This is a genomic window from Pseudoalteromonas sp. R3 (genome assembly GCF_004014715.1).
Taxonomy (GTDB): Bacteria; Pseudomonadota; Gammaproteobacteria; order Enterobacterales; family Alteromonadaceae; genus Pseudoalteromonas.
In genome coordinates, this window is record NZ_CP034834.1 from 950,782 (window position 1) to 968,058 (window position 17,277).

General features: G+C 46.6%; 12 protein-coding genes. 11 read left to right on the top strand and 1 reads right to left on the bottom strand.

The annotated features are described in order from the left end of the window. Positions 1-275 precede the first annotated feature (275 nt). The 3 genes from ELR70_RS03375 (at position 276) to ELR70_RS03385 (ending at position 2,130) form a co-directional block, all read left to right on the top strand. The gene (locus tag ELR70_RS03375) at positions 276-692 is read left to right on the top strand and encodes a VOC family protein (RefSeq protein WP_054013668.1); all 417 of its coding nucleotides are present in this window, start codon (positions 276-278) and stop codon (positions 690-692) included. 81 nt (positions 693-773) lie between these two features. Next, positions 774-1,328, top strand: a complete 555-nt coding sequence (locus ELR70_RS03380) for a winged helix-turn-helix domain-containing protein (RefSeq protein ID WP_054013667.1) — start codon at positions 774-776, stop codon at positions 1,326-1,328. Beyond that, positions 1,303-2,130 (top strand): hypothetical protein, encoded by an 828-nt coding sequence (locus ELR70_RS03385; RefSeq protein ID WP_054013666.1) that lies wholly within the window; start codon positions 1,303-1,305, stop codon positions 2,128-2,130. The genes ELR70_RS03380 and ELR70_RS03385 overlap by 26 nt, the downstream gene beginning before the upstream one ends. Positions 2,131-2,177: 47 nt before the next feature. On the opposite strand, the gene ELR70_RS03390 is transcribed toward ELR70_RS03385, so the two are convergent. Beyond that, the gene (locus ELR70_RS03390; RefSeq protein WP_128064464.1) at positions 2,178-4,706 is read right to left on the bottom strand and encodes a hypothetical protein; all 2,529 of its coding nucleotides are present in this window, start codon (positions 4,704-4,706) and stop codon (positions 2,178-2,180) included. A gap of 491 nt (positions 4,707-5,197) precedes the next feature. Here ELR70_RS03390 and ELR70_RS03395 point away from each other — a divergent pair, with 491 nt between their 5' ends. The 8 genes from ELR70_RS03395 (at position 5,198) to ELR70_RS03430 (ending at position 17,135) form a co-directional block, all read left to right on the top strand. Next, complete coding sequence (locus ELR70_RS03395; protein WP_054013664.1) at positions 5,198-6,637, top strand: S41 family peptidase; 1,440 nt, start codon at positions 5,198-5,200, stop codon at positions 6,635-6,637. 200 nt (positions 6,638-6,837) lie between these two features. Next, entirely contained in the window at positions 6,838-8,067 is a 1,230-nt protein-coding gene (locus ELR70_RS03400) for an MFS transporter (protein WP_054013663.1), read from the top strand. Positions 8,068-8,274: 207 nt separating this feature from the next. Beyond that, on the top strand, positions 8,275-9,300 hold the full coding sequence (locus ELR70_RS03405; protein ID WP_054013662.1) for a fibrinogen-like YCDxxxxGGGW domain-containing protein: 1,026 nt from the start codon (positions 8,275-8,277) through the stop codon (positions 9,298-9,300). Positions 9,301-9,549: 249 nt separating this feature from the next. Continuing rightward, positions 9,550-10,719 carry a PQQ-binding-like beta-propeller repeat protein gene (locus tag ELR70_RS03410; protein ID WP_054013661.1) on the top strand — a complete coding sequence of 390 codons (1,170 nt, stop codon included), beginning with the start codon at positions 9,550-9,552 and terminating at the stop codon, positions 10,717-10,719. Between the two features lie 394 nt (positions 10,720-11,113). Then, on the top strand, positions 11,114-13,741 hold the full coding sequence (locus ELR70_RS03415) for a TonB-dependent receptor (RefSeq protein ID WP_054013660.1): 2,628 nt from the start codon (positions 11,114-11,116) through the stop codon (positions 13,739-13,741). A gap of 154 nt (positions 13,742-13,895) precedes the next feature. Then, entirely contained in the window at positions 13,896-16,160 is a 2,265-nt protein-coding gene (locus ELR70_RS03420) for a DPP IV N-terminal domain-containing protein (RefSeq protein WP_054013659.1), read from the top strand. Between the two features lie 184 nt (positions 16,161-16,344). Then, positions 16,345-16,716, top strand: a complete 372-nt coding sequence (locus tag ELR70_RS03425) for a hypothetical protein (RefSeq protein WP_054013658.1) — start codon at positions 16,345-16,347, stop codon at positions 16,714-16,716. A gap of 47 nt (positions 16,717-16,763) precedes the next feature. Continuing rightward, positions 16,764-17,135 carry a nuclear transport factor 2 family protein gene (locus ELR70_RS03430; protein WP_054013657.1) on the top strand — a complete coding sequence of 124 codons (372 nt, stop codon included), beginning with the start codon at positions 16,764-16,766 and terminating at the stop codon, positions 17,133-17,135. Positions 17,136-17,277 lie beyond the last annotated feature (142 nt).

Consider the following 17,277-nt stretch of genomic DNA (forward strand, 5'->3'; position numbering starts at 1 on the left):
GTGCGTCTGTATTAAAAATAACCAGAAGAAACTTTAATTTAATATATTTTATACAATATTCAAGTGTCATTGGTGATTTATTGACCCAGGTAGATTCTGTGAGAAATAAATTTAAAAAAGTGCTTTACCATAACCTAACTTGAGGTTTTATCTTGGCTGCACATCATTAGAAGGAGCCAGGTTATGCCAATGTCCACATATACCACCACGTCGTTTACGGCGAAGCTATTACGTATTTTCAATGCCACCATGAGTCAGAAATAAGGAGACGTTTTATGTATCTTGAACATGTAAATTTAGTTGTCGATGACATCGAACAGGCTCTGCACTTTTATCAGGCTGCATTCCCCCATTGGCGTGTGCGCAGTGAGGGGCAAGGAAGCTGGCATGGTAAGCCCAGAAACTGGCTGCACTTTGGCGACGATTACCATTACATTGCTTTTAGTGACCACGGTGAGGGCGTCAATCGAGAATTATCGGGTCATTCAGTGGGGCTGGCGCATTTTGCTTATGTGGTGCAATCAATTGACACGGTTATTACTCGACTGAACCAGGCTGGGTACCCCGTTGATAAAGACGGTGCTCAGCATCCCCATCGAAAGAATGTTTATTTTATCGACCCTGCCGGGTTTGAGGTGGAGTTTGTTGAATATCTGAGTGATTTGCCCGCTGAACGAAATAGCGATGCATAGAAGGGGAAATCGGTACGAGACTTCACAAAAAGTTTACTTTATTATTTGTTCCCAGAGAGGGCTTTTTCAGAGGCTGCCGGGATGGCGACAGTCAACATTATTGCTAAACCAGATTGGGTTATAAATCATCAGCATCAGCAGTTGTACAGCGGTCAGCGGGTCGTCTCACTGGACGATAAACAGTATGCACTGCTGATGTTACTGATGAACAATGCCAATATGGATGTGACTAAAGAACAGATCTTTACCACTTTATGGCCGGGCAGAGTGGTCAGTGAAGATGCTATCTATGTCACCGTCACTGGCCTGCGCAAACTATTGGGCGATAACGTTAAACAGCCCAGCTATATTAAAACCATTACGGGTGTTGGTTATCGCTGGGTCGGCCCACAAATAGGCGCAGATAAGCCCATTTTTTCAGGTTCTCTGTTGCTGTGTAGCGCAATCTTATTGCTGGGGACCGCTTTGCTTGGCAGTCAGTTTAGCGTGCTCTCTGATCCCGTTCCTATGTCACCTGAGCAATCTGAAAACTTTCAAAAGGCCCGCTACTTATTGAATCATCAGCCAGATGCGATTGGGCAGAGTATTGCTTTATTGCAGCAATTAACGCTTGTCCGCTCAGATTTGGCTGGCTGATGCGTATTTACGTCAGCTGCAGGAAGACCCGAGCAGCAGTGCACATCATCGCAACCGAGCCCACACACTGCTAAAGTCCGTTTTGGCCAAAGCACCGGAGCACCTAAACGCCAATCTGTTGATGGCGCAACTAACCCTGTTGATTGACTTTGAGCCGCAGGCTGCTCGGCGCTATTTTAAGGCAGCCTTGGGGCATGCTGAGGGACATCACTGGTACGGTCAGTTTTTACTGGCGACGGGGGATTTTCAGGGCGCACTTGACCATATTGAACAATACAGATTATTGGATCCGAATGGTTACTCCAGCGAGAGTGTCGCCTGGGTATATACTATGAGTCAGCGCCATGAAGCAGCGCTTGATGCTTTGCTTAAGTTACAGCCGTACAGCGACACCAGCCGTTTTTATCATACCTGTTTGCGCACGGTTTATGAGCAGCTGGGCGAAGTCAATAAAGCATTTACCCAGATGCTGTGGGTGATGCAGGATGCGGGTTACAGCCCATCACTGATGGCGCAGGTTGAGTCTGCATTTGCCCGCGATGGCTTATCCGGTGTTTATCGTTGGCTGTTACATGAAGATCCATTACGCGCAGATATTGGCCATTATACACCCCCTATGTCGCTGGCGCGTTATGCGGTTATGGCGGGTGAACATGACTTGGCCGTTGCGTATCTTGAGCAGGCGTTAGACCGGCGTCAGCAGGCTGTGTTGTGGTCGGCGGTGGACCCGGTTTTTACCCCTTTGTACCAGTATCCGTCTTATCAACATTTTGTTCGAAGGTTGGATATTATTACCCGGTAAAACTAAAAAGGCGCCTTTTTGCGCCTTTTTACATAGTCTGAACCGAGTTAACGCACCCGTCTGAAACGATTGCGCTTTGGCAACAGCAGCGTCATTGCCATCAGTAGCCAGGCCATGCTACCGCCTGACCCACCATCGTTTTTGGCGGTGTTACTGGTGTTGGTTGTGCTCTTTGTGTTGCCCGTGTTTGAACTTGTATTACCATTGGTTGTCGTCTCTGTATCTCCACCGTTACTACTATCCTGTGCGCCAAGGTCAGGTTCTTTTTCAGAGTCAGAATTAGAGTTGCCTGTTTGTTTTGAAACGTCAAATTTCAGCACATGGGTGGCTACGGCGCCATGCACATTGACTGCACTGAAAGGAAGTTGATATAAGCCGGGTTCATAGAAAGTTATTGTGATTGTTGAGCCTGACAAGGTCATGTCTCCTTCAGCGTGATTGACCGTCACAGCCAATGCATCTTCAACCAGTGTTTTCAGGTCTACCGTGTAAGATTCATTCTGAGTCATCTCAATAAGCAGGCTGTCTTTGGGTTCGGGACCTGGCATAAAGGTATTATGCACTGAAAAGGTTGCAGTTCGCTGATGACCATCGAGCACATTAACCGTGATATTGGTGTCATACGTTACTGTGCCGTCAAAGCGCATCAGGCCTTGTGCCGACAGGGTGAGACCGGCTGGTAAATTTTCTGCTGAAAATGTTAGCTTGCCATGTAAAGAGGCGTTAAACAGCTCGTTGAGGTCAAACTCCGCTTTAACCCCTTGCAAGGTGGTGATGTCCAGTGTGTCGGCAATGGGTTGCAGGATTTTACTGACAAAGACACTGCCCTGGCCATAAAAATGCAGTAGTTGACCCTTTGGTGTATAACTGCCCTTGTAACCGTTGTAGTCACCCAATTCAATCAGGGAGTCATCAACTGATGAGTCAAACACAAAGATCTTGTCGTCACCCTGGTCAGTTAAAAGCACCATCTGTGTTCCACTGAGCGCGTGCGGCGGCGCAAGCAATGTGCCCGGCAAACTGGCTTCTTCAATGAGGGTGTTGTTTTCGATTCTGAATATTTTGGTCGCCCGGATGTACTGGTAACCGCGCTGAGTTTCAACAATCAGGCGATCATTGAGCATATAAGTCGACAAGTTTCTGTCGAAGATATCTCCGGAGTCGAGTGGACCAAAAGGAATGGCCGTGTCGTATGTGAGCTCATCGCCTGTGTAGTTATAGCGCACCAGTTGCTTGTTGTCTCTGTCGAACAAATTCAACTGGTTATTTTGGTATAAAAAGTCGACGTCGGTATAGCCGTAATAATCAAACTCAATATCAATGTTTTGAGTGAATTTATGGGCAAACCCTGTCTGGGTTTTAGTAAAGACAGACAGGGAATTGCCGTCAGTCAGCATGAATTCTGTCTCGTTCAATGCAATGGCTTTGTACCAATTACCAAGAGGGGTGCTGTCAGTTAAAGTGAGTATGCCACTGAGTGTGGCTAGGGTGTCTTCTTCACCGCTCACACTGTAGCGAGTAAACTGGTCGCCATGTAATGCCACCACTTCTTTCCCCACGGCTAGCCATGCCTTGCACCTGTATCCGCATTCGGGGATGCTTGCTTGTTCGAGCGCTCTGTCAGATACAAAGGTTTGGCCTTGCTCAGGCGTTAAATGGCTGTGGGTGAGTAAGGTGCCATTGTAACTTAGGCTGCTGTGTTCCCCCAAAGGAAGATTCATTTGGCTGTTACCCGGTGATTTGATGCGCCCCTGCTCTAGCGGCCGGGTTATCCTTTTAATATCATTAATATTTGTAATATCAACGACATTAAGACCCCTGTTAGGCATAAGTAACTTGCTACCGTCCGCGCTGATATCACTGATATTGTAGACCGATGGATTACATTCCAATTCTGTAGCGGTATAGGTATTGGTGTCGTTTAAGCTTAGTGTATGTAAGCAGCCCAGAGTCTGAGCGATTAAACGATCCGCTGTCTGGTGTAAATTATGCACAGTGATGTCAAGCCCAAACAAAGACTCATGGGGCAGTGTAGTGACTGCTGTGACGCTGTTGTTTGTGTCCAGCTCTAACGTGATGGTTTCTTTCCAGTAATGTACCAATAAACGGTGATTGATGGTGTCCAATTTGGTTACAATACGGTTATGGCTGAAAAACTCAAAACCCTGTTCCAGCTTAAGTTCAAACCCCTGGCCACTTTCCTGATACAGGTAGAGTGTTTCTGGAGAGACTGCGACCATCAGCCCCTGTTCTGGGTAGCTGTGAAATTCAAGCTCATGAGACGGGGTTGTGTTATTGAACGTTAAACGGCTGTGCTGTGAAAAGCGATTGTTAGCTTGATCCCAGGCAAATACTTTGCGGACAAAGGTGCCATCTTCTCTCTGGCCGTACAAAATATAATGACCATCCTGAAAGGCTTCGTCGACAAATCTCATTTCCTCAGGCGGCTTGTTAAAGCCAATCTCAGATAATAACTCTAACGAAAAGTCGGCATTGATCTGCCAGATTTTTGCAATTTCATTGGCTTTGTCAATCGAGAGCAGCTTTTTACCATCGTCAGATAGCTCGTACTCCACAATAATGTTTGTCGGTTCAACAAAATGCGACTTAGGATACTGGCGTTTAAAAGTGATGCCCTGGCTATCAACATGATAGAGGGTGTTGCCTTCTCTGCCTTCCCTAAATAGGGTGTTCCCTGCAATTTTAGATACCCGCCCGAGGCCTCATAATTTATATATTCATGCTCAGCAACTTTGTAGACGCTGAGCTGGCTGACATCTACTTGTGCTTGGGCCTGCTTCATTACACCCATTATAAAAAGCATGCCAATAATCAGATACTGCATTCAAATTCTCCATGAAAAATCCGGCGACATTCTACAGGATGACGAAAAAGCACTCAACAAAATAGGTACAGGGTGTACTGTCCGCGGACTGTCCGGTGTCCGTCCGGTTGGATTAGGTTTGTTTTTATCTTATTGATTGTTATCGGTTTATTTTTGGCATGCAAACTGCTCTGTATATGAGAGTGACCGCAAAACAATAATCATAGCGCAAAGGATACAGATATGAACTTCAATACTTCTTACTTCTCGAGTCAGGCATTTAAACCCAACAGCAAAACATCAACCGGCTGGCTTAAGCGCTTGCTTGGAACATCACTGGCAGGTGCCCTAATGGTGCTTTGTGGAACACAAGCTGCAAAGGCTGATGAAACACTCGGGCATTTCTCTGCAGTGCACAGTGCAGAAGCAATTCAGGCCGACATCAATCAGTGGGTTCACTGGGTTCATACCACGCACCCGGATCTGACACACAGTATCAAGGATATTGACGGATTCTATGGACGAATTGATACATTGCGTGACAGGCTGAATAAACCGATGACTAGTGAGCAGGTATGGCGTGAGTTTGCCATCCTCAACAGCATTATGGCGGACGGGCACCTGAGTATTGATGATGGTTCTAATGCTCAGTGGCGAAAGTGGGTAGAGCAGGGCGCTAAATTATTTCCTTTTGAGGTTGCCTTGAGCGATCAGGGACTCAAAGTGGTGAGTGAGTTGGGTGGCGCACCGTCTGTACATGACGGTAAATATATTACTGAGATCAATAGCGTACCTGTAACTGAGGTGGTTGCGACTTTGCTGCAGCGCACAGAGGGCGACAATGTTGCTTTTCGAAGCGCATTACTGACTCGCCGCTTTGCCATGACTTATCGTTTGATGTACGGCGCAACAAATGCTTTTACGCTAAAGTTCCATACTGATGAAGTCGGTGAATCTGTGCGTGTTTCAGCGCTTAACAAGGCACCAGTCAGCATTAAACAACGCACCTTCGACGATAATTTTAATCTTAAGTTGCTCGACAATCAGCAGGCTCTGCTGACCATCAAGCAGTTTGGCTGGAATGAACCAGATGCATATTTTCAGTTTATGGCTGAAACATTCGAACGACTGAATAAAGCACAGATCAAACATCTGATGATTGATATCTCTGACAATACCGGCGGAGATGATGTTTACTGGAAGCAGGGCATTTTAAAGTATATTGCTACTGCGCCTTATCGTCATGGCTCGACTTACCAGGTTCGGATATTGGAAAAATACCGCGATCCGGGTGAGGTAGTCGGCTCAGTATTATCAGGAGAGCTGACTAAAATGACTGAGCCTGAAACGGATCTCAGCTTGCTGTTTAAAGGTAAGGTCAGTGTATTGACCGGCCCCCTGACTTATTCATCTTCAGTGTTGTTTGCCAATACCATTCAGGATTATGGTTTTGCGACACTAGTGGGCACACCAACAGGTGGCCGTAGCTCGCAAAGTGGGGGGATCCAGTTTCTGACGCTCAAACACACAGGGATCCGTGCCGTTACACCTCGTTTTATTCTTGACCGCCCATCTGGTAAGCGGCAAATGACACCGGTACAGCCAGACATTGCAGTCAGTCAGCAAGGCGTGAACAAAGCAGAATTTATTGCCAAAGCACTGAGTGCAACTTACTCACTGTAAAGCGGTTGATTATACTGAGATACTCCCAACCAGTGCGGCTTTGATAGCCGCATTTTTGTACCTGAAAGTATTATTGTTTGAACAACCTTGCGCGATGATATGATGAAGTCAGGTGTAAAAAAGACAAGGTTAAGCTTGACCTGAACTTAACTTGAGGAATTAGTCTGGTCACCACAAAAAGAACGATAATAGGGAAAAGTATGGATATAAGTAGTTTACCAACTCAGCTATCGCGATTCACGCCACTGGTCTGGGTAATGCTGTTCGGCAATTTCTTTGTACGGGCCAGTTATTATATGGTGTGGCCGTTTCTGGCAGTGATGTTGTACGAAAGCTATGGATTGAGTGCCACTGAAGTTGGGTTGTTGCTGACTGGTTCAGCGACTTTGGCGGTTTTTTTAGGGTTTTACACGGGCAATCTGGCCGATCGCTTTGGCCGTACCAAGATGCTTTATATTGCTGTGGTTGTTGGGGTGATTTCCTTTGCGATGCTGGCGTTGGCCAATTCATTGTGGTTATTCTCTGTGGCGGTGTTTCTGGCTTGTCTGCCTCGCACCTTGTGGGAAGCACCCAGCAAAGCCTTGTTAACCGAAGAGCTGGCGAACCCTAAAGATCGGGAGCTGGCGCTACATTTACTTTATTTTCTGGTCAATGTAGGCGCAGCACTGGGGCCGCTTTATGGTCTATGGGCCGGACTCAATGGAGAGCAGTTTAGCTTTATTTATACCGCGATATCATATCTGGGCTTGTTGGTGGCACTGCTGTATTTCAGGCCCTCAAAGCAAGTATCCGCGACGACACCACAATCAGTTCCTAACTTTTCAAACTGGCTGAAAATACTCAATAAAGATCGGGCTTTTCTGGTAGTGCTGGTGGCAACAACCTTAGTGTACTTTGTGTACGCGCAATGTGATACCAGCCTGGTGCAGTATCTTACCCGAGCAGCAGTCCCGGAACTTGCCTGGTTGATCTCTGCCGTGATCATTACCAATTCCACTGTGATTATTGTCTGTCAGTTTCCGCTGCTGCACATCATGAGAAACTGGTGCCTGGAGCATCGCCTATATCTGGGGGGCGCCATCTTGGTGGTATCACAAATTATGATGGCCTTTAATGATGTCCACAATACCTGGGGATGGATAACGGCAATGATAGTGCTAAGCCTGAGCGAGGCGATTATGTTCAGCAATATCAATGTGTATATAGACAGATTGGCACCCGATAATCTTAAAGCCAGTTATTTCGGAGCAGCAGGTCTGTGCTCACTAGGCTACGCATTTGCGCCCATTTTAGGCGGCCTGGTACTGGATTTGTCGAGCGGTATGATGCTGTTTTTGCTGACCACACTGACATCGTTCGCGGCCCTGGCCTTTTATAAGATTGCCGAGGTTCAGCTGAAAGGCTCCCCTCGCACAATATCTGAAGTATGAGGGGCTGAGCGGTTTACAGGTGTGGCCGCTTTTTTACAAGCATGTATAGCAATAACTTCATATTACTTTTTAAAACCACAATAGCAGATTTGAATAGCAACGCTGATTAAACACGCTAGCGCAAGTTGATTGTTTAAACTGAGTAAGCTGCGTATGATTTATATAAGCGTAATGCTATGTAATATAAAATAAAAAAAGGAATGAAATATGAAAGTACCAGGTAATAAGCTACTTGTCTCGGCGGCACTTGCATCTGTGTTCACAGCCCAAGCGGGCATCGCAATTGGTGATAATGCGATACTCGAATTTGACCGAGTTTTAGATGGCCAGCTCATTGAGCTTGAAACAGACGACTATGTTTTTTCGGGAAAGCCGAGCCATTTTATAGCTGAAAAATCATCGCATGTTGTGTCCGGCAACGTTTCGACTCAGGAAAAGCTGATTCACTGGACAGCGACAGACAAGGTTACGAGTGAGATTCGCTATTTTACCGGGGCGTTAGTCAGTGACAGGCAATATGCCGGAGTGTGGTTTTCGAACACAGGAGAAAAAGGGGACTGGCAGCTTAAGTCGAGTACGCCGGGATTATATGCGTCCTGCAATGAAATCCTTAAAGCCGGAGTCAGTAATGGCGATGGTGTTTATGACATACTTAGCAGTGGCGAAACGATTTCTGTTTATTGTGATATGACGACCGATGGGGGTGGCTGGACCTTACTTGGTGCCTATGCCAAAAACTCTCCGGGGGGCAAAGCGCATATTTCTGAATATTCTCCCGGACCGGACACAGAAGCGGTTGACCCACAGTCTACCTGGCTGTTTCAGGGGGATTTAAGCCCATTTTCTGATGTTAGAGAACAAGTTGCCTGTAACACTGTCGGGTGTGCTGAAGGTAAAAGTGCTTATGGCAGCAGTATGACAGCTTTGGAACTTGAAAATATTCGTTATTCATGGGGTTACGAAGATCGAGGAAGCTATATGCCTACCTATAATGACGTGCCGGATTGCAGGCGCAGCTATGCCTCTGATGAGATAGTCGAAGGATGCATGGGGCTCGACAAACTCACCAGTGCAACCACGAAAACGGTTGTAGGCTGGCAAACTGATATTCATGGCACCATAGATTGTTGGGTGGCCCGTGGTAACTACGCTTCGAGCGCGCTCGGTTCGGCACGTTGTTTCCACCGTGGTGGACCTGATGGCAGCCGCTGGGCGTTGCTCTGGATGAGATAAACAGGCTAAACAGCACAAATCACCTCAGCAGGCATCAATCCGGCAGGCTTGCTGAGGATTCAAAGTTACATATTACTCCAGTTGCTGGCGCTCATTGCTACTGCCAATCCATAAGCAAGTCGTCAATTTATAAAAATAAAAGTAATTTAATGAGTACTTTAAGGATCTTTAAGAAGGTTTCAGAGTGCTTTCAGGACTTTCGTACGTGTTGTGTTCCAGTGTGACTGCAAACCACATAAGGAGAACACCATGAACTCAGTAAAAACACTTCAACAATTTGGACTGGCCAGTTTACTACTTGCCGGGCTCAGCCATGATGTCGCTCAGACTGCACTTGCTGTCAGTGGCGATTATCTGTTTAGTTATCAGGTGCAAGGAGAAAACTGGGGAGGTATTACGTTGCGCGACCATACCGCATATTTTGGCAGTGATGATGGCAACCTTTATGCGCTGAATATTGACCGACCCAAACTCGCCTGGTCGTTCAAAACAGGTGGCCTGGTGCGTTCCAAGCCAACCATAAAAAATCATCAGATCTTTGTAAGCAGCGACGATGGTTATCTTTATGCCCTCAATCGCTGGCAGGGGAAGCTATTATGGCGCACCAGCTTGAATGATGCTGATGTACAACGTATTTTACCAGCCAATCATGCTCCGTGGGAGTTTGACTATACCAAATCCAGCGCGCTGGTCCACGGCGACAAAGTCTTTATCGGTAGTGGTGACGGTAAGCTTTATGCACTCTCTCGTTTTTCCGGCGAGGTACTTTGGCACTTTAAAACCCAGGGGAAAATTCGCACTACGCCTGCACACTACAATGGCTTAGTGTTTGTCAGCAGCTGGGATGGCTCGGTGTATGCCCTGAACGTACAAAGTGGTGAACTGGTTTGGCAGTATGAAACCAAAGGAGCACTGACTTCCAGCCCACTGGTGGTGGACGATGTGCTGGTGATTGGCTCCCGGGACACTCATCTGTATGGACTGGAGCCAAACAGTGGTGCATTGCTATGGCAGCAAGCGTACCCGGGTGGCTCATGGGTTGAGTCTTCAGCAACAGCCGCCGCAGACGGTGAGCACTTTTATATCGGCAGCTCGGATTCTAATTTACTCAATAAATTCCATGCCCGAAGTGGCAATCTGGTCTGGCAATTAGAAACAGGTGGTTGGAGCTGGGGGCAGCCGGTTGTGAGCAATGGCACTGTGTATATTGGAGCAACGGGCCATGATGAACCTGGTTGGTATGAGACCAAGCGCGGCTTCTTTGCTGTAGATGGTCAGACCGGTCAACAGCAATGGCAATATCAACCTAAAGCCATTGACGGGTTTGTACACGGTGGCGTATATGGTGCACCGGCTGTCGGGTATGGCAAAGTGATTGTGCCGGACCTGGATGGTTATGTGCATGTTTTTGAAGAGTAACGGCGTCACTCTTCATTGTTGATAAAAACCGGATTGTTTTTGGATTAGGTAAATCTAAAAATAGCTGAACATTTCTCTGTCAGACAGCACTTATCTTGTGCTGTCATATTTATTTACTACTAAAGTCTATTTTACTGGTTCTCTAAGTGCGTGGAATGGTGGATAAATCTTTCCTTTAATTTCAGCTTGATAACTGTATTCTCAAGTCTTGTACCTACTTTATTTAATTGTGCTTAGAACCATACTTTTGTCATATTTTTGCCGATTTGTCATTTAATATATTGCATGCAATATACATTGAGGGTAGCGTAAGTATGGTACTGGGGACAAATTATTGAACTAGATAGTTGCTTCACCGGGAAAAATAATAATTGATACACGTAGGAGTACAGTGATGCGTCACAATGGGAATGCAAGTCGGGCTTTTGTCATGAATATGGTTGCTTTGGCAGTCGCGTCTGCCAGTGGGCATGCGTTTGCTGCAGCAAATGATGAAAGTGGGGCGAATGAGCCTGAGCGGATAGAGGTTACGGGTTCGCGGATCCAAAGAACAGATATGGAAACAGCGAGACCCGTCTCGGTTATTACCAAAGCAGATATAACGGCAACTGGACTGAACGACATAGCCAGTGTGTTAGCTGAAAGTATTTTTAATTCAGCCGGTACTTCGATTGCTCATTCAAACAACTCGGCGGGCAACTTTGCTTCGTCTAACCTGAGAGGACTGGGCTCCAACCGGACTCTGACGCTGGTAAATGGCCGTCGTGTTGCGACGTCTGCTTCAAACTATGGCTCAAGCACAAACGTTAATCTGATACCCATTGAAGTAGTAGAAAGAATAGAGATCTTGCGGGATGGCGCGTCATCAATATATGGCTCTGATGCAATGGGTGGGGTTATCAACATTATTACCAAGAAAGACTATGAAGGTATGCAGCTTTCCGTGAATGCGTCACATGCAACTCGTGGTGGAGCAGGGCAGCAAGGTGGTGCACTGACCTATGGCACCAGCAATGATAAAAGCTCGATACTCGTTGTGCTGGAGCACCAGACAAATGATAGCCTGCGCGGCGGCGACCGCCCTCATTTAGATGCAGAGCATAATGAAAAACGCTGGAGTTCTCGCTATTCTCCGTGGGGGTCATACAGCTATGAAAATGAAGATGGGGAGCGGATTTATAGCCCGGGCCCGGACTGCCCGGCAGAAAATATTCGAGACCGCGAAGAGAATATGGGCAAGCAATGTGGGTACGATGTCTTCGATGGAAAGTACTACTTGCCAAAGGTTGAAAAAACATCAATCTTCACCAATTTTACCTATGAAATTAATGATGATGTTGAGTTTTATAACTCCATTTTGCACACACGCGATAAGAACTTCACATCGGCTACTCCTATGTGGGCCAGTGGTACGCTTGCAGCAGATCACGTAAATAACCCGACAGCCGGCACTGCCGACGCACGTGATATTACTTATTATCACTACATGGAAGGCGCATTACCCAGGGAGTTTACATTTAGAACAGAGTTACTGGATATCAACACCGGTATTAACTGGGACACTGATGAAGGTCGTTTGTCAGTTAACCTGGCACATAGTAAAGATAGCTTTGTGCAGGAGTCAAACTACTACTATTTCGTAGATAAGTTTGATGAAGCGGTTGAAGAGGGCCTCTATAACCCCCTTGCGTATGGTGGTGGTGATAAAGCGACAGAAGAGGTGCTGGATAGTTTCCGTCATAGCCAACACAGACTGGGTAAAAGTACGACCAAGGCCGTAACGATTGACTGGTCAAGTACGCTCCCATTTGAGCTCGATGGTGGGGCAATTGGCTATGCTATCGGGGCCGAATACCGTTCACTCGAATTGTTTGATGAGCAAGATGCACAGTCAAACTCAGGAAACGTCAAAGGCGCCTATGGTGGCGATGTTGTGGGTAGCCGCAATTATCGGGCGGCTTATTTAGAGGTTGAAGCGCCGATACTTGATACATTGACCGTCTCTGCTGCAACTCGCTATGACTCATATAGCTTGCCTGATCAGGGGCAGTTATCGAGTAGCCTGTCTGTCAGATATGAAGTGACAGAAGATTTGGTTGTTCGAGGCTCTTTCAGTCAGGGTTTTCGTGTGGCAGATCTGAATGAAGCCATTGGGGAGGAAAGTATTGGCTACTATGGGTTATGGGATCCTAAGTATTGCAACCCAGTTCCAAAAGCGCAACGCGCTACATCAGACTTATGTGACAATCAAAGCGTGCCAGTCCGCTCGTTTTCAAACCCTGATCTGGAGCCAGAAGAATCAGAGCAGGTGTCTTTTGGTTTTGCCTATAATCTAACAGAAGATTTTGATATGACGTTAGATTATTGGAATATTGAGATCACCAATGAGATCAAAGACATTAGCGGGCGCACGGTACTTGATGAAGAATACTTAGGTAACTTGGGCAATTACAGTGGCCTGTATGTAAAGCGTGACACATCATTGCCTCGTGAAGATGAAGTGGTTGAGATTGGCTCTACCGTGACCAACTATCTTGGTCTGGATACATCGGGTATAGATGCCTCATTTGCTGCCAGAGTTGATCTTGAAGACATGGGGGATTTGAAATTCAACTTAGAACTGAGCAAAGTACTTAAGTATGAATTCCAGAAGACCAATTCGGATCCTGTTTATGAGCATGTTGGTTTTATTAACAGGCCTGAGTATCGGGCTAGTTTCAAAACCAATTATCGCTATGGTGATTTCGAAGGTTTCGCAACCGTTCGATACATAGGTTCGTTCGATGGTGAATCACCAGAAGATATTGAAATTGGCAAAGAATGGCAGGACTTCCCCTCTATGACCACCGTCAATCTGGGCGCAGGGTATAACTTTGATGAGTATGGCCTAGTGAAGCTGATTGTAACCAATGCATTTGATAAATTGCCGCCGGTCAATGATGAATACACTCGAGGGTACACTACGCGTGTTCATAACATCATAGGTCGTACCATTCAGCTCAAGTATACCTATTCATTTTAAATGAAACCGTGACGGGCATGTGCATCCGTATATGCCCGTGTATGGCAATTGATAATTTCACTTGAACAGCCCCGCTGGGCTGAAACCCAGTATTTCTCCCGCCTACCCGAATCACTTTAGTACGGTGGGCTTTTTTGGTTTAGGAGACCGTCTTATGTTACAGCGCACACTGGCACTATTAGTCAGCTTAAGCCTGATACTGACAGCCTGTCAGAGCCTTCCCGTCGGGAAATCAAAGGCAGAGCAACAAAGAGATAGTCAGAAGCTCTATTTACGGGCTGAACAATTTTTGCCGCAAAATCTCACCCCTTTAGTCAAAAACGATAAATTGACCGCAAACTGGCTGGATGAGGGGAATCGTTTTTGGTTTGTTCAGCAGCACGGCCATGATCACCGCTTTGTGCTGGTTGACCCGAGTAAGAACACACAGTTTGCGGCGTTTGACCATCAGAAAATTGCAGATGTGTTGCGCACAGAGGGGCTGACAGAGGTGTCAGCAGCGCGATTACCGTTCAAGCAAATTACGCTCAGCGGGTCTCAGTTGGCGTTTAATATTGAACAGACGCAATGGTCCTGCACTCTGCCTGCTTATACCTGTGATCATCAGGTACTTGCACAGGCCGAAGAACCAGAACAAGGTGTCTCTGCGAATGGACTTTGGCAGGTGATCGTTGAAAACCACAATCTGATATTAGTCAATCGGCAGTCAAAAGAGCGGACTGTACTTACCCGGGATGGCACTGAGGAGAACCCCTATGCTGCGACTCATCCGAATCCGGCTCGTAGCTTTAAGGCGGGCACAGACTATCAGCGTGAAGGTGTTTCACTGGCGTGGTCCAAAGACAGTCGCTATCTAATCACCTATCAGCTGGATCGTAGTGGCACAGACTTATATACCCTGGTTCAGTCTGATCATGAGGCGAGCCTGAGGCCGAAAGCGGTGCATTATTATTACCCATCGGCAGGGCAGGAGACATTGCCACAAGCCAGCCTGGTGCTGGTGGATATTGCGAAAAAGCGAGCGACAAAGCTGGATACGCCGCCGGTGATGCAGACCTATTATGGTAGTGCGCTGTGGGGCTGGTGGCAGGAAAACGGTCGCTATGTTTACCATGATCGTCGACGAGGGAATCGTCAGTATTTTATGCGGGAAATTGACCCACAAACAGCTCAGGTGCGCACTTTGGTTGAGGAGCGTGATGATAAATATGTCGATCCCTGGGTACAGACTTATCGGGCGCTGCCTGAGCTGGACGCTTTTATCTGGAGCTCTCAGCGTAACGGCTTTCAGCATTTGTATTTATATCAGGCCAGTAGTGGTAAATTGCTCAACCCCATTACACAGGGAAAGATGACGGTTCGGGTGATCCGTGGGGTGGACATCAAACGCAGGCAGATCTATTTTGAAGCGTCAGGGCGAGAACCAAACAGAGACCCTTATTTTCGGCATTTATACCGAGTTAATCTCGACGGCAGTGGACTGACTTTGCTCACTCCTGAAGCAGCAGAGCATGATACGCGCTTATCTCCTGACTTTAATTTTGTCATTGATACCTATTCAACTGCGACCCAGGCACCAGTCACTGTGTTACGCGATAGTCACACGGGCGACATTTTGCAAGAGATTCAGCGTGCTGATATCAGTGCGCTGATGGCAACTGGCTGGCGTCCACCAAAACCTTTCGAAGCACTTGCAGCAGATGGTAAGACGACTGTTTATGGTTTGATGTATTTACCTTCAGACTTCGATCCCGGCAAACGCTATCCCGTAATTGACGACATATATACCGGACCACATAACTTTTTTACACCTAAATCTTTTAACACTTACTCGCGTCAGGCGAATGCACTGGCTGAACTGGGTTTTGTGGTGATAAAAATGGATGGACGAGGCACCAACAAGCGGGGCCGGACATTCCATGAATATTCATTTAAAAACCTCGGCGGTGGTGCTGATGATCATGTTGCTGCTATCCGTCAGCTTGCAAAGCGATATACCTTCATAGATATAGATCGGGTTGGGATCTTTGGCTTTAGCGCTGGTGGCTATGATACAGCTCATGCTTTGTTTAAATATCCAGACTTCTTCAAGGTTGGAGTCGCGGCTTCGGGCAACCATGATTTTCGAGTTGACAAGGCGGGCTGGAACGAAATCTGGATGGGGTACCCGGTAACACCTGAGTGGGACAAACAGTCTAATCTGCATTGGGCTAAACACCTCAAAGGCAAATTATTGCTGGCACACGGCGAGCTGGATACCAATGTTCATCCTGCCGCAACCATGCAACTGGTGTCTGCATTGATCAAGGCAGACAAGCACTTTGACTTGATGATCTATCCCAATATGGGCCATGTGCTCGACGAACATCCTCATTTCGTGCGGCTCAGGTGGGATTATTTTCTGCGTCATCTGAAGTAACTGAGATCAGGTTGCAGCCGGGTCGCGCTCAATACTTGTTTCTCTGCGTGCCCGGTGAATCAAATTGTTGATTAAATCAACGCTGGACCTATTTGGGGTTTTCTTTATAATCGATTTAATTGTAGAAAATAGAATTCGCAGAGGATGCAATATGAGTGTGAGTGTTTTCAGGACAATAGTACTAATGAGTTGGTTGACCTTGGTTATTACCCTCCTTCATGCAGTTTTTAGTCCACCAGATTTACCTCCATTGCTAGCCGAATATGAGGCGCATACTCAGCAAACAGCATTGACGGCACTGGACTGGGTTATCGGTATTCTATCCATTGCGGGATTAGCTGCTAGTGTGTCTTTACTTACCTTTTCTAACATTGGACGTTGGGTTTACGCTGTGAGTATGCCCGCAGTCTACTTACTCGGGTTCTTTGGTTCAGACTTTTTTGTGTCCTCCAGTGCTCAGGATGCACTATTTGCGGTTGAAGGCATGCTGACAGGCATTATCCTGAGTCTATGTTTTTTCTCTGATGTAAGCCAAAATTTTACCCGCAGTGCTTAAATTATGTTAATAAGTAAACAGGTGAGGTGAGTACACAAGGCAGTAATATGGATATTTTAATTGCACATGAAATAGCGTTACACCAGTATGAAACAAGGCAAAACCGCACCGCCATAGAGCGCTTGCTACATGTCGATTTTTCTGAGGTGGGTATGTCGGGCACCTGCTACAACTTTGATTCTATTGTTGCCATGATGGGCAACGAAACGCCGTCAAAATTGAGCGTACATTCGCAAAATTATCACTGCAATGAATTGGCTCCGGGCGTCCATTTATTACGTTACCAATCTGCGCTGGTCGATAAAGAGGGTAAGGCGTCTGATTTTGCGCAGCGTTGTTCGGTCTGGGTGTTAGAGGGTGATAAATGGCAGCTGAAATACCATCAGGGCACAGCCTGTGCGCCCTTTGAGTTGGTTTAGCTGAATACATGTAGCTAAATAAGTCTTAACTTGAACTGTCAGGTTTGACTAATAAAGCTTAATCAAATGTGACAGTCTTGTAAGTGCTAAACGCGGACATTCAGTTATCACTCGTTTATGCCCCAAAGTGGTTAGTACAGAT